Origin of the sequence: Neorhizobium sp. SHOUNA12A, from assembly GCF_023006505.1 — a bacterium.
Classification (GTDB): Bacteria; Pseudomonadota; Alphaproteobacteria; order Rhizobiales; family Rhizobiaceae; genus Neorhizobium.
Genome location: NZ_JALBGV010000092.1, coordinates 1 through 21,011, shown reverse-complemented (window position 1 = coordinate 21,011; position 21,011 = coordinate 1). Strand labels below are relative to the sequence as shown.

At 59.3% G+C, this 21,011-nt stretch carries 17 protein-coding genes and 2 pseudogenes; 7 read left to right on the top strand and 12 right to left on the bottom strand.

Features of this window, described 5'->3' with window-relative positions; genetic code table 11:
* A pseudogene (locus MOV63_RS27380) lies at positions 1–116 on the top strand (IS481 family transposase); the annotation flags it as partial.
* On the opposite strand, the pseudogene MOV63_RS27375 reads toward MOV63_RS27380, so the two are convergent.
* The 8 genes and pseudogenes from MOV63_RS27375 to MOV63_RS27340 all read right to left on the bottom strand — a co-directional run.
* Positions 111–350 (bottom strand): annotated as a pseudogene (locus MOV63_RS27375) (Na/Pi cotransporter family protein); the annotation flags it as partial. The pseudogenes MOV63_RS27380 and MOV63_RS27375 sit on opposite strands and share 6 nt — an antisense overlap.
* On the bottom strand, positions 347–994 hold the full coding sequence (locus MOV63_RS27370; RefSeq protein WP_247038642.1) for a dual specificity protein phosphatase: 648 nt from the start codon (positions 992–994) through the stop codon (positions 347–349). The pseudogene MOV63_RS27375 and the gene MOV63_RS27370, both read right to left, overlap by 4 nt.
* A gap of 5 nt (positions 995–999) precedes the next feature.
* A complete protein-coding gene (locus MOV63_RS27365; RefSeq protein WP_051900628.1) occupies positions 1,000–1,905 on the bottom strand; it encodes an inositol monophosphatase in 906 nt (301 codons plus the stop codon).
* 61 nt (positions 1,906–1,966) lie between these two features.
* On the bottom strand, positions 1,967–3,061 hold the full coding sequence (locus MOV63_RS27360) for an ABC transporter substrate-binding protein (RefSeq protein WP_051900627.1): 1,095 nt from the start codon (positions 3,059–3,061) through the stop codon (positions 1,967–1,969).
* A 70-nt stretch (positions 3,062–3,131) separates the two neighbouring features.
* Positions 3,132–4,259, bottom strand: coding sequence for an ABC transporter substrate-binding protein (locus MOV63_RS27355; protein WP_247038640.1), 1,128 nt, complete (start codon positions 4,257–4,259; stop codon positions 3,132–3,134).
* A gap of 12 nt (positions 4,260–4,271) precedes the next feature.
* Positions 4,272–5,366, bottom strand: a complete 1,095-nt coding sequence (locus tag MOV63_RS27350) for an ABC transporter substrate-binding protein (RefSeq protein ID WP_040125905.1) — start codon at positions 5,364–5,366, stop codon at positions 4,272–4,274.
* An 86-nt stretch (positions 5,367–5,452) separates the two neighbouring features.
* Positions 5,453–6,586: an ABC transporter ATP-binding protein gene (locus tag MOV63_RS27345; RefSeq protein ID WP_247038638.1), complete on the bottom strand. Its 1,134-nt coding sequence runs from the start codon at positions 6,584–6,586 to the stop codon at positions 5,453–5,455.
* A complete protein-coding gene (locus MOV63_RS27340; RefSeq protein WP_247038636.1) occupies positions 6,586–8,436 on the bottom strand; it encodes an iron ABC transporter permease in 1,851 nt (616 codons plus the stop codon). Before MOV63_RS27340 ends, MOV63_RS27345 begins: the two co-directional genes overlap by 1 nt.
* A gap of 559 nt (positions 8,437–8,995) precedes the next feature.
* On the opposite strand from MOV63_RS27340, the gene MOV63_RS27335 reads away from it, so the two are divergent.
* The gene (locus MOV63_RS27335; RefSeq protein ID WP_040125494.1) at positions 8,996–9,982 is read left to right on the top strand and encodes a LacI family DNA-binding transcriptional regulator; all 987 of its coding nucleotides are present in this window, start codon (positions 8,996–8,998) and stop codon (positions 9,980–9,982) included.
* Between the two features lie 47 nt (positions 9,983–10,029).
* Here the strand turns inward: MOV63_RS27335 and MOV63_RS27330 are convergent, their stop codons facing one another.
* The 4 genes from MOV63_RS27330 to iolG all read right to left on the bottom strand — a co-directional run bounded on the left by MOV63_RS27330 (position 10,030) and on the right by iolG (position 14,334).
* Positions 10,030–11,697 (bottom strand): metallophosphoesterase, encoded by a 1,668-nt coding sequence (locus tag MOV63_RS27330; protein ID WP_040125493.1) that lies wholly within the window; start codon positions 11,695–11,697, stop codon positions 10,030–10,032.
* On the bottom strand, positions 11,690–12,313 hold the full coding sequence (locus tag MOV63_RS27325) for a dual specificity protein phosphatase (RefSeq protein ID WP_051900625.1): 624 nt from the start codon (positions 12,311–12,313) through the stop codon (positions 11,690–11,692). Before MOV63_RS27325 ends, MOV63_RS27330 begins: the two co-directional genes overlap by 8 nt.
* Before the next feature lie 47 nt (positions 12,314–12,360).
* The gene (locus tag MOV63_RS27320) at positions 12,361–13,206 is read right to left on the bottom strand and encodes an inositol monophosphatase family protein (RefSeq protein ID WP_040125492.1); all 846 of its coding nucleotides are present in this window, start codon (positions 13,204–13,206) and stop codon (positions 12,361–12,363) included.
* Positions 13,207–13,338: 132 nt separating this feature from the next.
* The gene (gene iolG, locus MOV63_RS27315) at positions 13,339–14,334 is read right to left on the bottom strand and encodes an inositol 2-dehydrogenase (protein ID WP_040125491.1); all 996 of its coding nucleotides are present in this window, start codon (positions 14,332–14,334) and stop codon (positions 13,339–13,341) included.
* Positions 14,335–14,485: 151 nt separating this feature from the next.
* Between iolG and MOV63_RS27310 the strand changes: the two genes are divergently transcribed.
* From MOV63_RS27310 to iolB, 5 genes are all read left to right on the top strand, one after another.
* Complete coding sequence (locus MOV63_RS27310) at positions 14,486–15,334, top strand: MurR/RpiR family transcriptional regulator (protein WP_051900623.1); 849 nt, start codon at positions 14,486–14,488, stop codon at positions 15,332–15,334.
* A 98-nt stretch (positions 15,335–15,432) separates the two neighbouring features.
* The gene (gene iolC / locus MOV63_RS27305; protein ID WP_247038634.1) at positions 15,433–17,361 is read left to right on the top strand and encodes a 5-dehydro-2-deoxygluconokinase; all 1,929 of its coding nucleotides are present in this window, start codon (positions 15,433–15,435) and stop codon (positions 17,359–17,361) included.
* Positions 17,358–19,181: a 3D-(3,5/4)-trihydroxycyclohexane-1,2-dione acylhydrolase (decyclizing) gene (iolD, locus tag MOV63_RS27300; protein WP_247038632.1), complete on the top strand. Its 1,824-nt coding sequence runs from the start codon at positions 17,358–17,360 to the stop codon at positions 19,179–19,181. Before iolC ends, iolD begins: the two co-directional genes overlap by 4 nt.
* A 1-nt stretch (position 19,182) precedes the next feature.
* Entirely contained in the window at positions 19,183–20,094 is a 912-nt protein-coding gene (iolE, locus tag MOV63_RS27295; protein ID WP_247038630.1) for a myo-inosose-2 dehydratase, read from the top strand.
* Positions 20,091–20,900 (top strand): 5-deoxy-glucuronate isomerase, encoded by an 810-nt coding sequence (gene iolB, locus MOV63_RS27290; RefSeq protein WP_247038629.1) that lies wholly within the window; start codon positions 20,091–20,093, stop codon positions 20,898–20,900. Before iolE ends, iolB begins: the two co-directional genes overlap by 4 nt.
* Positions 20,901–21,011: the final 111 nt, after the last annotated feature.

Below are 21,011 nucleotides of genomic sequence, written 5' to 3'. Positions count from 1 at the left end.
GGCTCAAGACGCTAAAGGGCCTCACGCCCTACGAGTTCATATGCAAACGGTGGACTTTGGAGCCGGATCGATTCATCATCGATCCAATCCATCAAATGCCGGGACTAAACAACTAGCCCGCCAGCAGCAAAGCCCGATGCCATCAAGCCTGTGGCCGTGCTGCTTTGCAAGATCGCGGTCACACCCAGTCCGGCCAGAAATGCTTTGAAGCGGTTGCTCAGGGCATGACCCAAGAACGACCTCAGGCTGGGACCAAAGGCTCGCTGGATCCCGGTCTGGACCATTCTCGTGCCCCAGAGAAGAAGGGCGATGTGTCCTGCAAGTGCGAGGATGGCGATGATGAAGGTCATTTTGGAGGCACCGGCCACGAATTTCCCTCGATATCCAGAATCCACGTAGCCGCATGCCTGGCGGCCTCAATGAGCACCGGCTTCGGCGCCTTGTACCACTCTTTTTCGGGAAGCCTTCGCTGTGTCCGGACAAACGCGATGGCACTTTCGAGCGTGGGGAATTCCTGCGGCAAAGTCGCGTGCAGGAAAAGCGAGACGACGACGACGGAGCGGGATCTCCCCCCTCGGCAATTGATAAGCACGCCGCCTTGTTCGCGGCGCGGATAGGATGGCTTTTCGGGCAAAACTTGCTCGAGCGCCGCTTTCAGAATGTAATAGGCGGCGAGCATCTGTGTGTCGGGATTTCCGCTGCCGTCAATGAGGCCGATTTTGTAGTAACGGATTTCCCCCGGCCCGTAGACACTACCCTCATGGTCCGCAACCAGTGTCGCTGGCTGCACGTAGTTGAAGTCAAGATTGACTGCGCAGTTGACGACAGTGGTGATGCCGTGCTCGCGCAGCATGGGTAGATCGCTCGCACCTTCCTTGCCGGAGATGTAGAGGTCCACACCATAGGCCGGATGCTTTTCATAGATGAGGCTCAGCTTTTCGAGCGATTGCGCTTCATCTTTTTCGGCAACGAATTCGTTCTTTGTGCTCAACATGTCCGTCACGCCGCCCCGTTGCTCCCCGAAACCTTGCCGTTGCGAGCGTTAGAGATTTCCCGCGCGATCCGATTGAGGGTGGGGTAGTCTCCTCCATTGCCGGTAGCGACATAACCTGGGCACATGAAGTCAGCGCTGCCTGGCGGCACCTTTCCTAACGTCATGGGCTCGTAACGACCACCCGCGTTCTTCAGGATCAGGATTGCGGCCGCCACATCCCAGGCGTTGACGCCGAAACCTGCCGCCGCGTCGATAAAACCGGCCGCCACATGTGCGATGCTAAGTGCCGCGCTACCCGGCCGGCGCACGGTTGAGAATGTGTCAACGAGATCGCCAAGATGGGCCAGAGCAATGTCTCGTCCGTCGAGATGAAAATCGCGCGACACGGGATAGCCGGTGATCAGCGTCGCACGCCGCTCGTCGTCTGCGGCTTTTGATTGTATGAGCCGGCCGTTCAGGTAGGAATGCTCGAGATCGGCTGAGAACAGTGCGTTCGCAACCGGATCGAACACCACTCCGGCCATGAGGGTGCCATCCCGAACCGCCGCAATAGATACGCACCAGAAAGCAAAACCGCTGGCGAAGTTCGCCGTGCCATCGATGGGATCGACATACCATTGGATGTCGCCATCGCCGATCTGTCCGCCTTCTTCCCCAAGGATGGCCGAATTTGGCTCGTTGTCGAGAATGATGTTGCGGATGGTAGTTTCAGCGTTCTTGTCGTGCACGGTGACGACATCGTGCAGGTCGCGTTTGTAGCCTATCTCCATATCCGATCTGAAAGCAGCCATGAGCGGCGCCTGCACCGCGCTGGCAGCCATCATCGCCACAGCCATGAGGCGCTTTGCCTCCGCCACGCGCTGTTCTCGAGTTTCTGGAAAATCGTCCGAAGCTTTCTGCAAACTGGTCATGTCATCTTTCCATCATCAAGGTCCCGACACGCGGACAGGGTCGACCGCGTGCCGGCATGGGTCATTTGCTGTAGTTCAAGCGCCAGAAGTCCTGCCATTCCTCACGGCGTTCGAAATCCGTCAAGCCGGTCGATGCTTCATAGGCAAAGAGACGGTTGGAGACAGCCGCCAATCCCGACGGCTCGTTGGCAAGCATTTTTACATCGATATTGGTAGGCAGCTTGCCATCCTTCATCTGTGGGGCGATGCCCTCTTCCGTCAGAGCGTAACGAATGAAGAGCTTCGCCATATTGGGGCTCTTCGTCTTGGAGGCGATCAGACCGAGTTTGGTATAGGTCCAACCCACCCAAGGCTGCAGATCCTTGCAAAGACCGAGCTTGTAGCCTTTGTCCTTGTTGTCCCTGAACTTGGCGGAACTCAGGAGCCCGAAGAATGGTGTCCTCTGCCCCGGCGCACCGATCGCTTCCGAAGCAGGATCGTCACCATCGACCAGCAATGGCGCATTTGCCGCGACCGCCTTGATCCAGGCTGCGGATGCGCTTTTTTCCTTGGTCTCGAACGGCTTACCATAAAGCATCTTATAGGCGTCTGAGACTTTGCCGTCGGCATGCTTCTCCATCTGGCTGAACCAGTCCGTGTAGGTGCTCTTGGTCAGCGGATCGACAAGCACGACCTTGCCCTTCCATTTCGGGCCAGTAATCTCCCAGATGTTTTCGACCGGGCATTTATCATAGACCTCCGTATTGTAAGCCCAGACGTTGGCATTGGTGGAGATCGCCAGCGGATTCTGGAACTCCGTGGGAATCTTCGCCTTCATGTCATCCGGCAGGTAGCTCTGCGCGAAGCCCTGCGGCAGCAACTGCGCGAGCGCTGCCGGAGTGTCGGTGATTAGCGCGACGTCGCCCTGAACATTGCCGGCCTGGCTTTCGCGGATGATCATTTCGAGCTGGTTGTTTGCCGAAACTTTCACCCCAGTCGCCTTGAGCCCGTATTTTTTGGTAAAGCCTTCCGCCATTTCGACAATCTTGCCGGTGCTGTCATAGACGTTGATCGGCTTTTCCGTCTTCGCGGCTTCGATCAACGCGTTGAGATCGTCTGCAGCGCGTGCGTGCGGAACACCGAGCCCCACCGCAAGAGCAAAGACCGAAATTTTCATGCGTTTTTTTGCAATCACTTCGTTCACCTTCCCCTCCCAAGGAATGGCGCGAACAGAGGTTCGCGCTTGTTCATTTCCTGTAGTTGACGCGCCAGAGGTCCTGCCAGCTTTCGCGCCTGTCGAGATCGTCGTCTGACGTTGTGGATTCGAAAGTCATCAGCCGGCCGAGATATGCCGAGACCCCTGACGGCTCATCCGCAGACAAGCTGATCTTGGAATTGCCGGAGACCTTTCCGTCCACCGTCTGTGGCGCAACGCCTTCCTCCGTCATCAGATAGCGGATGAACAGCTTGGCTGCGTTGGGGCTCTTCGTCTTTGCAGCAATCAGGCCGAAGCCCGGATAAAGAAAACCTGCAAACGGCTTGATATCGGTACACATACCGAGCTTGAGACCGCTCGTGATATTGTCACGGTATTTGGCCGTGGAGGTGATAACGAAGAAGGGGTTCGGCTGATTGGGCGCACCAGCGGCATTGGCAACCGTGGCGGAGTCCGACAGCAAAGGGCCGTTGTCGGCAAAGGCTTTTACCCAGGTAGCGGTTGCGCTTTCCTTGCCTGTATCGAGCTTCTTGCCGTAGCGGAGTTCATAGGCACGCGCCATGTCTCCGTCATGATGCTTTTCCATCTGGTTGAACCAGTCGGCATAGAGCGGCTTGTCGAACAGGTCGAGCATGGCAACCTTGCTCTTCCACTCCGGTTCGGTCAATTGCCAGACGTTGTCGATGGGGCATTTGGCATATCTCTGGGTGTTGTAGGTCCAGACATGCGGGTCAGAGACGACCACGAGCGGGTTGCGGTATTTTTCCGGGATGTCGGCGGCAATATCGGGCGGCGTCCAGCTTGTGGCGATGCCCTCCGGCAAGAGCTGCCCCATGGCCGAGGCGACATCGGTCGCGACGCTGATGTCGCCAACGACGTTCCCCGCCTGATGCTCGCGGATCATAAGTTCGATCTGCGTGGCCTCGTTGACCTTCTTGCCGGTCGCCTTCACTCCATATTTCTCGGAAAATGCCTTCGCCGTCTCGACGATCTTTCCGGTTACGGCATAGACCGTGATGGGCTGTTCCTTGCGTGCCGCCTCAATGAGGGTATCGAGATTGAATTTATCGTCTTGCGCCGCCGCGATGCTGGCAGGCAGCAAGGCAGCCAATGCCCAACCCGCCACACCGGCAGCCCTATGCTTTCTCAACGTCTTCATTTGTCCCTCCCGTTACTTTCGATAGTTCAAGCGCCAGAAATCCTGCCATGCGTCCCGTTCATCCCAGTCGTTAAGGCTTGTCGCCATCTGGTAAGGAAGAACCTGGCTAAGCAGGGCACCGACCCCTGACGGTTCGCCCGCGGGCAGGGAGACGTCACGGTTGGTGGATATCTTACCGTCTTCTGCCTGGGGTGCGATGCCTTCGGCAGTCATGATGTAGTGGATGAACAGCCTTGCGGCATTAGGGCTCTTGGTGCCCTTGGCGATCAGGCCGATCCCTGGATACATCCATCCCAGCCACGGCTTCAGATCCTTGCAAAGACCGAGCTTCATGCCCTTGTCCTTGTTGTCACGAAACTTCGCCGAACTGATCATTCCCATGAAAGGCTGGGTCTGTCCCGGTGCGGCGACGGCATCGGCCGCGCCGGCGTCGGCGTCGGTGAGAAGCGGACTGTTGGCGGCGAGTGCTTTGACCCATGCAGCGGTGGCACTGCTCTCGTCCGGAGCCAGATCTTTGCCGTAAAGCTCCTTGTAGGCAGCGGCGATCTTATCGTCGCCGTGCTTCGACATCTGGTTAAACCAATCGATGTAGGATGACTTTCCCAGCGGATCCTGCATCGCCACTTTGCCCTTCCACTTGGGCTCGGTAAGCTGCCAAATGTTGGTCACGGGGCACTTGTCAAAAAGAGCGGTGTTGTAAGCCCAGACGTTGGCGCTCGTGACGACTGTCAGAGGGGCCTGATATTCCGCCGGGATTTTGGAAGCCATGTCCGGCGGCAGCCAGCTTTCCGCGAAACCCTGCGGCAGAAGTTGAGCCATGGCCGCTGGAGCGTCGCTTACGATCGAGACGTCGCCCTGAACGTTCTTCGCCTGGGCCTCGCGGATCATCATTTCTAGCTGGGCCGCTGCCTTGACCTTCGCTCCCTCTGCGCGAAGCCCGTATTTGGCCGAAAAGGCTTTCGCCATGTCTACGATCTTGCCGGTGCTGTCGTAGACAGTGATCGGGGCCTCCTTTTTGGCCGCTTCGACCAGGGCCTGCAGATCAAAGGCGTCTGCTGCGATCGATCCTCCAGCCGTTCCAGTCAGAAATGCCGCCGAGAGAAGCATCGCCTGCGCCCTTCGGTAAAATGTGTTGTTCATGCGAGAAATCATCGACCTTTCCTCCCTTGAGTCGTCGTTTTCCTTGCAGTGATTCAGTTAATGGCTGCGTCTCTAAGGAGGCTGTCCGCTTCGGCGATCCTCCTGCCGGCCTTGTCAAAAACGTGCAGCGCGCCCGTTTCCGCATAGAAATGTGTTTTTGTGCCAAGCTCTACCCGAGGCAGTACCGACGTCGTCAGAAAGAGCGTGTTGTTGTCGCTTCTGAGCTCGAGGATCCAGCTTCCGCCTGTCGGCAGCACGCCCGTCACGATCATCTCGCCGCTGAAACTGTCGGACGGGATCTGCACCTTGTCGTCAGTATAGCCGATTGCCTCTGGGCGGAGACCGATCGCACCGATTCCCTTCAGCGACGGTTGTCGCGCGGAGAGGAATACGGCCGCCTCCCGGGCGACGTTGGTCATGTCGGCGGTGTCCAGATCGAGGATGTTGATCGGGGGACTGCCGACAAATTCCGCAACGAAACGATTGGCCGGGCGATCGTAGATCTCGTTCGGAGTGCCCATCTGCTGAAGAGTGCCATTGTTCATGACGGCGATCGTGGTCGCGAGCGTCATTGCCTCCCATTGATCATGGGTGACGAAGACGATCGTCGTCTTGAATTCCTTGTGAATACGTTTGAGCTCCGCGCGCATTTCAAGGCGCAAGCGGGCATCAAGGTTGGAAAGCGGCTCGTCGAGCAAGAGAACACCGGGATTGACCGCGAGCATCCGGGCGAGAGCCACGCGCTGCTGCTGGCCCCCCGAAAGCTGGGACGGATAGCGGTCCCGATATTTGGCGATGTCGAGCGCCTGCATGACCTGTTCAACCCGCGCTTCGCGCTCGGCCTTCGGCAGCTTGCGCAGACGCAGGCCGAAATCCGTATTGCGTTCGATCGTCATGTGCGGCCAGAGTGCATAGCTCTGGAAGACGAGGCCCATTTCACGCTTTTCCGGCGGTACGAAGACACCCTCCTGAACTGAGTCCACAACCTTCTCGCCGATCCTGATTTCGCCACCGGATAGGTTCTCCAATCCGGCGATCATCCGCAGCGTCGTTGTCTTGCCGCAGCCCGATGGTCCCAGAAGGCACATGAACTCGCCATCGCCGATTTCGAGATCCAGATCGGAGACTGCATTGGCTGAATTGACGCCGTAATTTTTCTGTGCGCCGTTGAGATTGATAGTCGGCATCAGCTTCCGAGTCCTTCTGCGAGATTGGTTTTGGTGAGTTTTTGGGCCGCCAGCGTTCCGAGATAGGCGATCGTCGCGATCATGAGCACGACAGCATTGGCCGCCTGCGTGTAGTGGTAGTCGACGAGGCGCAGCGAATAGGTCGTCAAAACGTCGGTGCTTGGCACGGCGAGGATAACGAACAGGCTCAACCCCTTGATGCCGGAGATGAACGGCAGCAGAACGCCGGTGACGAGCGACCCCTTCTGGATCGGGATGACAATCAAAATCATGCGGCGGAGCCACCCTGCGCCAGCAATCTGCGCAGCCTCTTCAGGCTCCTTGCCAAGCTGAGTCATGGCGGAGATGCCCGCACGGGAGGCGTAAGGCATCTGGTCGGCGATCAGCGCCAGCACCAGGATGGTCACCGTGCCGTAGAGAGCCGGCATGGGACCGCGCGGGACGGCAAATAGCGACAGATAAGCAGCAGCAAATGCGATGCCGGGAACAAGATAGGGCAAAAAGGTGACCTGCCGCAGATATATCGACAACGCGCGGACCGGCGTGCGGATGACGACATATCCCACCAGCAGACCGAGAATACCGGAGGTGAGCGATGCAAGACCGACGATCGTCAGGGTGTTCTTGGCGGCAGACCAGAGGTCCGGGCTCAGGAGCACGCCTGTCTGCAGCGCGACGGTATTGAGGTTGGTGCCAATCCAGTAGTCGAGTGTGAAATTGTCGAGCGTGAAGCGCGCCGGCATCTTCATGACCGTCGACAGAAACAGGGTCACGAGCGGCAAGCCGACACTCAGAACAAAAATAGCCGCCGCGAATACCGTCGCAGGAAGTCGCATCTTGCCAAGGCGGTTCTGCCGGTTCATCGACCCCTTGGAGCCGACTGTGACGAAGCGGCGCGCTTCCCGCACAAGCCGCGCATCGATTATCAACGTTATGATGCCGATGATCATGATCGATGCGGCGACGACGCCAGCGACACCCGTCTGACGGGAGGCAATGCTGCGGAACAGCGATGTGGAAAGGACTTCGAATTTTACCGGCAGGCCGAGTACGTAAGGCACACCGAATTCGCCGAGGCATTTTGCAAAAATCAGAACCATCGACGAGAGGAGTGCCGGGCGCATCAGCGGCAGGATGATCTTGAGAGCGACCTGATATCGCCGGGCGCCCAGAATTCGAGCGGAGTCCTCGAGCTGCGAATCGAAGCGACGAAGAGCCGAGCCAAATAGCAGAAGGACGAACGGCGTATAGTGGAGGGCCAGGATAATGGTGATCGGGAAGCGGCCATAAGCGACCCAATCCGGCGGCGTGAAGCCCGTGGCCTCGAACCATCCCGGCTGGCCGCCGACGGTACGGTTCTTGAAAAGGGTCGTCCAAGCAAGCGCAAACGTCCACGCAGGCAGCATGTAGGGAACGATCAGGGCGGTTGCGAACCAGCGTCGGCCAAACATATCCGTCCGGCTGATCAGCCAGGCGAGAATCCCGCCAATGACGAGAGACAGCAATATGGCGCCGACCGCCACCGTCAATGTATTGAACAACGGCCGCCAGAAGAGATCCACCGAAACAGGCGACATGAAGACGCGGTCGAGATAATAGCTCGTTAGATCACCGATATCCTTGCCGAGCCGCCGTTCATGCCCGAACTGTACGCGAACGGCGTCGAGTACGATCGAGACGATCGGTACGGCGATAAGGTAGGTGAATAGAAGTGCGGTCAGCACGCCGATCAGCGTTGTGGGTTCGCGTGATGCGACCTTCGCCCGGTAACGCCACCCTTGCCAGGCGGTAGGCTGGCGCGTGCCGCCACTGGCGGGCGACGCCTTCGTTGCTTCACTGAATAAGGCCATTCTCTTCCCCTTTGGAATTCGGAATGCGACGATCGGGTAGCGAGCGGCGACATTGCGTGCAGGGAAGTGGCGCGAGACTGTCGTCCGATATACCGGGCAGGACCGGCATCTGCAGGACAGAAGTCGCGTTGATCTATACCAATCCTCCCTGCTCGCATCCATCGTCGGCATCGCTGCCCACCTGGATATCGATCTTCGCAAACTCCCCAAGCGAAGGCCGACCATCGCGAACCCGCGCAGAACAAAAATTCTATTTAAGTCCCGCCCATGGAATGCATAATCTGCTCGCGTGGAATTTTTGTCAATAAAAAAATGCACACGTGATCATCGAGTTAAGCCACTGGTTCTTATTGATTTTTTTTAATGTCTGACAAGATTTTTGTACGCCTCCGTCCTGACGCAGACAAATTTGCTGCGATGGGCTTTCGTATGGCGAGTGCCGATAAGTAGGCTTGTTGTGAGCGCTTGCAGACATCTTGATTTCCGGACACTTATGTAAGCGCCGCCACGCAGGTGGCGCAGGATGAACGAAACCGGAAGTTCGGCGACAGGAGGGTGTATGGCGCGAGCGTTCGTGACGGCTGAAGAAGTGGCAAGGCGGGCCGGGGTCTCCCGTTCCGCAGTCTCGCGGACGTTCACCGAAGGCGGAAGTGTTTCGCCCGCGGTCAAGCGCAAGGTCCTTAAGGCAGCTCGGGAACTCGGTTATCGGGTGAACCGGTTGGCGCAGGGCCTGAACAATGACCGGTCGAACTTGATCGGCGTCGTCGGTGCCAATCTATCTTCGCCCTTTATCGCGAAACAGCTGGATCTCCTGAGCATCGCGCTTTTGCGAAAGGGCATGCAATGTCTTCTTCTCAATGCAGCCGATGCCCGCAGGGACATTGCGCCGCTGATCGAGCTTCTGTTCGAATTTCGGGCCAGGGCAATTGTCGTTCTCTCCGGCGAGCCACCCTCAACCATCATTGATCAATGCACGGCAAACGGCGTCAGGCTCGTTCTTATCAACCAGATGCTCGAACGCACTGACACGAGCCTGGTGCTGACGGATGATTCTCGCGGCGCGGATCTCGCGGCGCAACGCCTGCTGCAGGCGAAATGTACGAAAGTCGCGCTGGTGACAAGCGGTAGCAACACGCCCGCTCAGGTCCGCCGCGCGACGGCATTCAGCCAGCGGATGAAAGCCTCAGGCGCCGAGGTCATCCCGTGGTCGGAAGGACCGACGAGCTATGACAGCGGTTACCGGGCCGGCTGCGCGCTTCTCGAAGATCGCTCGATTAATGGCGCATTCTGCGTAACTGATCTTCTGGCGCTCGGATTTATGGACGCGGCCCGCAAGGAAGCGGGACGCAAGGTGCCCGAGGACCTGTCAGTCATCGGTTTCGATGACATTCCACAGGCCGCATGGAAGAGCTATGAATTGACGACTGTGGCGCAATCGTTCTCGGTCCTTACCGAGAGCGTGGTTGCGGCGCTCGAATCCGACGATCAGGAAACACGTCTTCAGGTCGTGCCGGTCGCAATGGTTGAGCGCAAGACAGTGCGGTAATGCCTGGCGATTGGCACCATTCGGTCATGCTGCAGAGCGGATTCAGGTTAACACGTCGTCTCGAATTCCTGCTTCAGAGAAATCTCGAAAGACTTGGCACCGCGCTCGGCACGATCCAGAAAATCGGCAAATGCACCGAGGAAAATAGCCAGAAATGTTTCGACCGTTCCGTCGCTGCCTTGAGCGGGGTCACGACCATAGGATTGCGCCAGCTTACGGTAAACATCACGCCTTTGCGCCGTGACGTCGCCCAAGGCCAGCACGGCCGCCTGCCTCAGGCAATACCAATCGACGATCGCGTCGATTATGCCGATTGCTGCCAGACCGTCATCCGCAGGCGCTTTGCCATCAATGATCCGGCAAACCTCTAGCAGATTCAGGTCCGATACCGCGTCGACGACATCCTCCGGCCATTCCTTGGGAAAGTAACGGTGATGGATGAGGGCCTCCTTATGTGCCCGTAAGTAGGCGCCGTAGTTCTTCGTGTCGAAAGCCGCATCCTGTGATGTGCCCGATCGATTGCTTTCCTGCCGATATGCGGCGAAGATGTTTTGATCAAGCGTCAGGCCAGAGAGTTCCACGGTTTCGACTTCGATGCTGTCGGGGCTGAGCCGCGCAACCTTGAAAGCGGCCGGATAGGCGACTATCGAGGGAACGGCAATGTTGACGATCTCACGCTCGCCGCGGCTCCGGCGGGTAATGCCCTCGACATGCAGGTGTCCGCTGAAATGCACGACCAGTCCAGCGTCCAGAAGTCCGTCCGCTACGGCGGCGCGCGGTGTTCTGCGAGCCACGTTTGTTTCTCCGAAAAGCACCCGTTCCGCGGCGGTCGCACCATCGAACGGATCGAGCGCAGGATAATGTGAAAACGCAAGGAGCGTCTTGCCCAGGGCTTTTGCTCGCGAAGAGACGTCAGCGATCCAATCGATGATGAAAGGCTTGCAGCGCAGAAGCGCGTTCCACCCCGCTGCGGTACTATCGACGAAGGCCGCTTCTTCCCCTGCAACGTAGGATCCGTCACGCGGCTCGAAAACGTTTGCGTCTATCATCAAAAGCCAGAGTCCGTCCTCCGGCTCGACGAGATAGGAGGCATCCATGAGGTGATAATGGTTGCGGCCATCAGGCGAAACGGCATCGTATCGCCGAGCCTCGATCGCATCGGACGCGCCGAAGGGCGTTTCCCAATGCAGATAATGCAGTTGGCGAAAGTAGCCGAACTCAGCCATCGCGTCCAGCCCAGCGGGATAACCTTCGCAAAACATGCCAGCGCTGAAAATGGTGCCAGGTGCCATATTTTGGCTATCACTGGTCACCTGCACGGCGTCGGCATTTTGCCCGACAAATTCCTTGGTGTGATGGCGGCCGGCGGGGCCGAAAATATCATGATTGCCGGGTAGGGCGTAGAAGTTCGTCCCGTTTTCGCGAACATGCCTGGTCAAGATCTTTCGAAGGCTTGCGAGCGTTTCACGCTGGCCATCGTCCGAATAGTCTCCGAGCAATACGACATGTCTTATCTCGCGCCGTTTCACCTCATCCAATGCGGCGAAGAGGGCCTGCGTACTTTCATTGAATACGCGCGTGGACTGGCGTGTGTCGACCCAGGTGCGAAGAGCCATCCGATCGCCTTCGATCGTGATGCCGGGAAAATCAAACCCGGCTTTGACATCATGAAAGTGCGCATCGGCGATGATGGCGATGGAAGGCAATTTAGGCATTGGAGATCGCATTGTCCGATGGAGCCGTCGTGATCAGGTCAATCCATTTCGATGCAAGACGAGCAGCCTCGTAAAGCATAGGCTTTGGCGTTTCGAACCACTCGTCGGGACGCAGTTGGCGATGCTCACGAATATGGGCAACCGCCGCGTCCAATGTCGGATAAAGGTGCGGCTGCTGTTTGTGAAGGAACAGTGCCACAAGCGAAACAGAGCGACTGCGACCGCTGCGGCAATTGACGAGAATATTGCCGCCGTCGGGAAACGGATAGGTGTGCCGCTTCGGCATGCTCTGGCGCAGGGCGCCGTCGAGAATATAATAGGCGCCCAGCATCATCGTGTCCGGGCTGCCCTGGCCATCAATCAGTCCGAGCTTGTAGTAGCGGATACCTGCGTAGCCGCTCCCGTAAATCTCGTCGGATGCGGGCTCGTCCGGTGCCGTGACAAGATTGATGTCGAGATTGACGGCGCAGTTGACGACGACCGTGATGCCATGGCGGTTCAGCAATTCGCGATTGCTGGCGCCTTCCCTGCCGCCGATGTAAAGATCGGCGCCGTGTGGCCCGAGACCACGGCCGATTAGGCTGATATCCGGGCGAGTATAGATTGGGGCATCCATATCGTTTCCTTTCCGCCGGCAGCTTCAAGCCTCCCGACGCTTTATTGTTATCCTCTGGCGCGATGCAGGTCAGTGGTGAGGAGATGCGGCGCGGCGAGCGGAATTCGGCTTGCCTGGCTTACGCCAACGGCAATAGCCCTGGTCGAGGCGAGTACCGGACCGCCCTCGGCGAGAGTGCCAATTTCCATGAACGGGCAAACGGCACCGCCGGCTTCTTCAACCAGCAAAAGCCCGGCAGCACAGTCCCAGGAGTTCATGTGCAACTCGACATAGGCATCGGAACGTCCATCGGCCACATAGGCGAGTGCCATAGCGCCGGATCCGGTTCGCCGGACGTTCGTGCCAAGTGCGAGAAGTTCGCCAATGGTCCGGATGTAGATTTCGTTCGGCACGCGGCCGGACCAACCCAATTCGACCGAAGCCGAATCGAAGCTTCTGGTGGCCGAAACGCTGATTTGCTTCTCATTCAGCGTCGCGCCGGCGCCACGGCAAGCGAAATAGAGCTCGTCTTGGGCCGGATTGTAGATCGCACCGATTTTCCAGTCGTAGTTCTCCACATAGGCAATCGAAATGCAAAAATGCGGAATGCCTCTGGCAAAATTGGCAGTACCGTCGATCGGGTCGACGACCCAAAGCCGATCGGTAACCTTCCCGCCTCCTTCTTCTCCGAGAAAGCCATCCACCGGAAAATGCTCGGAAATCGTGCTCCGGATCAGTGCTTCGGAGGCCGCATCTGTTTCGGTAAGAAAGTCCTGCGGACCCTTCATGGAAGTGGCGCGCCCGGTATTATCCTGAAAGCCCTTCAACACGAGCGCGCCGGCAGCCTTGATCACGTCCTTGCACAACAAGGCGCGACCCGACAGATCATTTGAATAGGAGGATTTGGCTGGCAATTGGGTTGTCCACTTGGTGCACACGTGTGCATTTACACGCAAGGTTAGAATTACCGTCACTCGTGAGCGGACGGAGGCCGGAAAATGATTTCATCGGCCTCGAGCGTTTTGCCGAGGCCGACATTGAGCGGACTATCCGCCGATTACGATGGTCTTGCTTTCCTTGACTGCGCGCAATGCCGCGTCGGCAAGCGCCAGTGCAATCAAGCCGTCCTCAGCCGAAGGCGAGGGCCCCGAGCCGCTTTCGAGGCTGTCGATGAAGGCGGAGATCTCCGCCGCATAAGCCTCGGTATAACGGGTCATGAAGAAATCATGCAGCGGCGGGCGGATATAGCCGTCCTTGTTGGCGACCTCAATCGAGACCGGCCGCTGGTTTTCGGCGGCCACGGACCCGAGCGATCCGTGCACCTCAATGCGCTGGTCATAACCGTAGCTCGCCCGGCGGGAGTTGGAGATGATGGCCTGCCTGCCGCTTTTCGTGGTCAGGATGAGGCTTGCGCTGTCATAATCGCCGAGCTCGCCGATTTTTGGGTCGACCAGGACGGCGCCGGACGCCATGACGCTGTGGATTTCCTCACCGAGCAGGAAACGCGCCATGTCGAAGTCGTGGATCGTCATGTCGCGGAAAATGCCACCTGAAACCTTGATATATTCGGCCGGCGGCGGGCCTGGATCGCGGCTGGTGATAGTCACCATTTCCACCTTGCCGATCCTGCCGTCGTCGATCGCCTTACGAACTGCAAGGAAATGTGGATCGAAGCGGCGGTTGAAGCCGAGCATCACCTTGGCGCCGGTCTTGCGCACCGTTTCCAGGCAGGCTTTGGCGCGGTCCACGTCGAGATCGATCGGCTTTTCGCAGAAAATCGCCTTGCCAGCCTTGGCGAAGCGCTCGATCAGGTCGGCATGAGTATTGGTCGGCGTGCAGATAATGACCGCGTCGATATCCTTGTCCGTCTCGACGGCTTCGATCGTGCTAACGGCGCAGCCGGCGCTATCGGCGATCGCCTTTGCCGCATCCGCCATGGCGTCGACGACCGCGACTAGGTTCGCACGCTTGTCTTGCGTGATGGCACGCGCATGCACTTTGCCGATACGGCCTGCGCCGACAAGCGCCAGTTTCGTGACCATGATGTCCTCCCATTGTAGCTCGACGGATCCCATCGCAAGCGTCCGGCCCGAGTCATTTCGGCCTTTTCCTTGGTCGCTGCGAAGATCATTATCGCTTGTCCAAAGCAGATTTGGAACATATATTCTATTTTGCTAGATCGTCATTGTGTTTATGTCAAGCGGGATCAAGGAGGAAAGCGTGGCGAATTTCTCACCACCGGCCAATGTAAAGGCTTTCGAGGAGCGGCTTCTCGAGGTTTCGGAAAACCTGCCGAAACGCTTACGCCAATGTGCCGACTACGTCGCGGCAAACAAGGATAGGATCGCCGTCTCAACCGTTGCCGAAATGGCCGAAGGTGCAGGGGTGCAGCCTTCAGCTTTCATGCGCTTTTGCCAAATTTTAGGGTTCTCCGGCTTTTCCGAAATGCAGCGGCTGTTTCGCGAAACCTATGTGGGTGGGTGGCCGGACTATTCCACCCGGCTACTGCATCTGAGGGAAAAACCAGAAGGAAGCCCGTCCGCTCTGCTGGGCGAATTTGTCGAGGCCGGCAGGGCATCGATTGAAAGTCTGCTGAGCACGGTGGACCCGGTCGCTCTCAACGAAGGCGCCAATCTGCTTGTGGCTGCGGGAATGATCCATATCATTGGTCTCGGACGTTCGTTCTCGGTGGCGACATACGTTGCCTATCTCTTTGAGAAAATGGAAGTTCCTGCGGTTCTGCATACTTCGCTAGGTAAACTGGACAATCGGCATGCGATTCGAGAAGGCGATGCGCTGTTGGCGTTCACCTTTGCGCCTTATTCGGCGCCGACACTTGAACTTGTCGAAGACGTGGCTGCACGCAAGATTCCAATTGTAGCCGTAACTGACTCTGCGATTGGCCCGCTTGCGAAATTTCGCCCAACGACGCTTCTGGTTTCCGAGATTGATTTTGGGGCTTTCCGATCGCCCGCCGCAACGCTCTGTCTGGCAACTGCGCTCGCCGTCATCGTCGGTACGGCAAAATCGCAGAGGGCTTGAATTTTTATGTTGTACTCTCTTAAAATGGAATTTATGATCCATTTTAAGTCTCGATAAAATGCCGCGGAGGGTGGCGCTATCTTGAGAGGGAGGAAATCTTGGCGTCACTGGATCTCATCACGATCGGCCGTTCGTCCGTTGATCTCTACGGTGTGCAGGTCGGCGGACGTCTGGAGGATATGGCCTCCTTCAACAAATATATCGGCGGCTCGCCGACGAACATCGCCGCGGGTGCGGCCCGGCTCGGGCTGAAATCGGCGCTGATCACCCGCGTCGGCGCCGAGCATATGGGCCGGTTCATCCGCGAGCAGCTGATCCGCGAGAAGGTCGACGTGCGCGGCGTCAAGACCGATCCGGAGCGGCTGACGGCGCTCGTTTTGCTCGGTATCCGCGACCAGCATCAGTTCCCGCTGATCTTTTATCGCGAGAACTGCGCCGACATGGCGCTTTGTGAAGACGATATCGATCCCGGCTTTATCGCAGAAGCGGGCTGCGTCTGCGTCACGGGCACCCATCTTTCCCACCCGAACACCGAGGCTGCCGTCCTGAAGGCGCTGCGGCTCGCCCGCGAGAATGGCGCTCGCACGGCCCTCGACATTGACTATCGTCCGAACCTGTGGGGCCTTGCGGGCCATGAGGCAGGCGAAAGCCGCTTTATCGAGTCCGGCAAGGTGACGGCCAAGCTGCAATCGAGCCTGCATCTGTTCGACCTGTTGGTCGGGACGGAAGAGGAATTTCATATCGCCGGCGGTTCGACCGACACGCTCGAGGCGCTGAGAGCGGTTCGCGCCGTTTCCAAGGCGACTCTGGTCTGCAAGCGCGGCCCGATGGGCGCCGTCGTCTTTGAAGGCGAGATTCCCGACAGTCTCGACGAGGGCCAGACGGGGCAGGGTTTTCCCATCGAGGTCTTCAACGTGCTCGGCGCCGGCGACGGCTTCATGGCAGGCCTGCTGAAGGGCTGGCTCACCGGCGAGGACTGGCCGACCGCGCTGAAATACGCCAACGCCTGCGGCGCCTTCGCCGTCTCGCGCCACGGCTGCACGCCGGCCTATCCGAGCTGGGAAGAGCTGCAATATTTCTTCCGCACCGGCATCCGGGACAAGGCGCTGCGCAAGGACGGCGCGCTGGAGCAGGTGCACTGGTCGACCAACCGGACCGGCGAGTGGCCGCAATTGCGGGTCTTCGCCTTCGATCACCGCATGCAACTCGAAGCGATCGCCGATGAGGCGGGACAAAGTTCGGAGCGGATCGACGAGTTCAAGGCACTGTGCCTGAAGGCCGCGCTCGACGTCTCGGACGGCAGGCAGGGCTACGGCATTCTTTGCGACGGGCGGCTCGGACGCGAGACGCTTTACAAGGCGACGGGCACGGGATTGTGGATCGGCCGGCCGGTGGAATGGCCAGGCTCGCGCCCGCTGACCCTGGAGCCAGAGCTTGGTCCCGATCTCGGTGGCATCACAGAATGGCCGGTCGAGAATGTTGCCAAGGTTCTTTGCTTCTACCATCCCGATGACCCGGCAGAGATGCGGGAGAAACAGGAAGAGGTGATCCAGCGCCTGTTTGCCGCCACCCGCCGCAACCGGCTGGAAATGCTGCTGGAGGTGATCCCCTCCAAGGTCGGACCGGTCAACGATCGAACCGTTGCCGATATCATCGAGCGTTTCTACGAGATCGGCGTTTACCCCGACTGGTGGAAGCTCGAACCGATGACGAGCGAGGCCGCCTGGGCGAATGCTTGCGCCGCGATCGAGAAGCACGATCCCTATGTGCGCGGTATCGTCGTGCTCGGGCTCGATGCGCCGATGGCGGAGCTGGAGGAAAGTTTTGCCACCGCGGCAGGCTTCGACCTTGTGAAGGGTTTTGCCGTTGGCCGGACGATTTTCGGCGATGCGGCGCGGCGGTGGTTTGCCGGCGCGATCGGTGATGACGAGGCGGTGGCCGACATGGTGCGAAAATACCGCGAACTCTGCACGGCCTGGGACACGGCACGCGCAAGAGCCGGCAGCGGAGGAGGAAACGGCCAATGACAACAGTGAGACTGACCGCCGCGCAGGCGATGGTGCGCTATCTCGCAAACCAGATGACGGAGGAGGGGGTGCCCTTCATCGCCGGTGTCTGGGCGATCTTCGGGCACGGCAATGTCGCCGGCATGGGCGAGGCGTTGGCGGGCATCCGGCCGGACCTGCCCACCTATCGCGGCCAGAACGAGCAGTCGATGGCCCATGCGGCGATCGCCTATTCTAAACAGCTTCGCCGCAGCCGAGCGATGGCGGTGACCTCTTCGATCGGACCGGGCGCGCTCAACATGGTCACGGCGGCAGCACTTGCGCATGTGAACCGCCTGCCGGTGCTCTTCATCCCAGGCGATGTCTTCGCCAATCGCGGGCCCGATCCCGTCCTGCAGCAGATCGAGAATTTCGGCGACGGCCTTGCAAGCGTCAACGACTGCTTCCGGCCGGTCAGCCGTTATTTCGACCGCATCAGTCGGCCGGAACACCTTCTGACCGCGCTGCCGCGCGCCATGCGAACCCTGACGGATACTGCCGATTGCGGCCCAGTGACATTGGCTTTCTGCCAGGACACCCAGGCCGAGGCCTATGATTATCCGGAAAGTTTCTTCGAGTCGAAGACCTGGCATTGGCGCCGGCCGCGGCCGGATGAGAACGAGCTTGAGCGTGCCATCGAGGCGATCCGGGGCGCAAAAAATCCAGTCATCGTCGCCGGCGGCGGCGTGCATTTTTCCGGCGCGACCGGGACGCTCGCGGCATTTGCGAGCCGGCACAATATCCCGGTCGTTGAGACGCAGGCGGGTAAGTCGGCGCTGCCCTGGGACCATGTTTCGAATTTCGGCCCGGTCGGCGTGACGGGTGCTTCGAGCGCCAATGCCGTTTGCGAAAATGCCGATCTGGTGATTGGCGTCGGCACCCGGTTCCAGGATTTCACCACCGGCTCCTGGGCGCTCTTCAAGAATCCGACGCGCCGTATCCTGTCGCTCAATGTCCAGCCCTATGACAGCGCCAAGCACGAAGCGATCCCGCTCGTCTCGGACGCGAAGGTCGGGCTGGAGCTGGTGAGTGCGGCGCTCGGCGATCATCGTTTCCGAGGAGTGGATGCCAGCCTCAAGGAGGACTGGTTCGCCAATGCGGATGCCGTCACCGCAGCCCCCAAGGACGGCAATCTGCTGCCGACCGACATGCAGGTGATCGGCGCAGTCCAGCGCGCCTCGCGCGACAATACGGTCGTCATGTGTGCAGCCGGCACCATGCCGGGCGAGCTGCACCAGCTCTGGAAGGCAGGCAGGCCACTCTCCTATCACATGGAATACGGCTTCTCCTGCATGGGCTACGAGATCGCCGGGGGGCTCGGCATCAAGATGGCAGAGCCGGATCGCGACGTGATCGTCATGGTCGGCGACGGCTCCTACATGATGATGAACTCCGAGCTTGCCACGGCCGTTGCCATGGGCGTCAAGATCACCGTCGTGATCACCGACAACCGCGGTTACGGCTGCATCAACCGGCTGCAGATGGCGACCGGCGGCGAGCAGTTCAACAATCTTTATGCGCACACCAACCAGGCGAACCCGATGCAGATCGATTTCGCTGCCCATGCCGCCGCAATGGGCGCCGATGCCCGCAAGGTCTCCTCGATCGCGGATCTAGAAGCGGCATTGAACGGCGCGCGGGAAGCCAAAGTCGCAACCGTTATTGTCATCGACACCGATCCTTATCCGACGCCTGAAGGCGGGGGATACTGGTGGGACGTCGCGGTGCCGGAGGTCTCGACCCGCGCTGAAGTCACGCAAGCTCGCGCCGCCTATGAAGCCGCACTCAAGGAAAGACGCTGACATGATCCTCTACGGTACCAATCCCATCGCCTGGTCGAATGATGACGACCGTTCGCTCGGCGCCCATATCAGCCTCGACCAGTGCCTCGACGAGACCGCGAAGATCGGCTTCGACGGTATCGAGAAGGGTCACAAGTTTCCGCAGGAGCCGGCCGCGCTCAAGGCCGTGCTGGAGCCGCGCGGGCTGCGCTATGTTTCCGGCTGGCACTCGCTGAACCTGCTCGTCAACTCCGTCGAGGACGAGAAACGAGCGATGCAGCCGGCGCTCGATCTCCTCAAGGCGATGGGTTCGAAGGTCATCATCGTCTGCGAGACGTCGAATGCCATCCACGGCGATGACGGCACGGCCGTCAACGACCGTCCGAAACTCCCCGACAGCGAGTGGAAATCCTTCGGCGCCGGCGTCGAGGCGCTGGCGGAATTTGCGGCAGGCCAGGGCATCAGCCTCGTCTATCACCACCACATGGGCACGATCGTTGAGAGCGAAGACGAGATCGACAGGCTGATGGCAAATACCGGCCCGCATGCAAAACTCCTGCTCGATACCGGCCATTGCCTGTTCGGCGGCGGCAATCCGGAGCGCGCCGCAAGCAATCACATGGCCCGCGTCGGCCATATCCACGCCAAGAACGTCCGCCCAGACGTCGCCGCGCAGGTGCGGAACGAAGGCCTTTCTTTTCTCGAAGGCGTGCGCCGTGGCGTCTTCACCGTCCCGGGCGACAAGGAAGGCGGCGTGAGTTTCCCCCCGGTGCTGAAGGTCGCCGCCGACCATGGTTATGAAGGCTGGCTGGTGATCGAGGCCGAGCAGGACCCGGACGTGCGCAATCCCTTCGAATACCAGAGCATGGGTCTTTCCTCGCTGAAGGCGATGGCGCAGGCAGCCGGCCTCGACAAGGGGAGGGGCGACGCATGACGAACCTGCTGCGCAAGCCGAAAGGCGCATCCGGCAAGGTGCATGACGTCACGCCGAAGGATGCCGGCTGGGGTTATGTCGGCTTTGGCCTCTACCGCCTGAAGCCGGGCGAAAGTGCTGCCGAAAAGACCGGCGAGACGGAAGTCATCCTCGTGCTGGTCGAGGGCAGGGCGGATATCTCCGGAGGCGGCAAGGCTTTCGGCGAGCTCGGCGACCGGATGAATGTCTTCGAGCGCAAGCCACCGCACTGCGTCTATGTGCCCGCTGGTTCCGACTGGAGCGCCAAGGCGACCACCGAATGCACGCTCGCTGTCTGCACCGCGCCGGCCAAGCCCGGACGCGAAGCGGCAGTGATCGGGCCGGAAGGGCTTTCCCTCAATACCCGCGGCCGGGATGCCAATACCCGCTACATCCACCCGATCGCCATGGAAGAGCGGGACGTCGCCGACAGCCTTCTGGTCACCGAGGTGTTCACCCCGGCCGGCAACTGGTCCTCCTATCCGCCCCATCGGCATGACGAGGATATTTTCCCCGACATGACCTATCTGGAAGAGACCTATTACCACCGGCTGAACCCGGCGCAGGGGTTCGGCTTCCAGCGGGTCTTCACCGAAGACGGCTCGCTTGACGAGACCATGGCCGTTTCGGACCACGATCTCGTGCTGGTGCCGAAGGGCCATCATCCCTGCGGCGCGCCCTATGGCTACGAGATGTATTATCTGAACGTCATGGCCGGCCCGATCCGCAAATGGCGGTTCAAGAACCACCCGGACCATGACTGGATCTTCAGAAGGGACAATCCCTAACACTACTTTGGCAGATTAATCCTCGGTTAACGATGATCGGCGATCTTTAGCACTTCAACAGGGGTGCGAAGGATGGCAGAGCAGGATGTTGCACTGACGGAATGGCTGAAG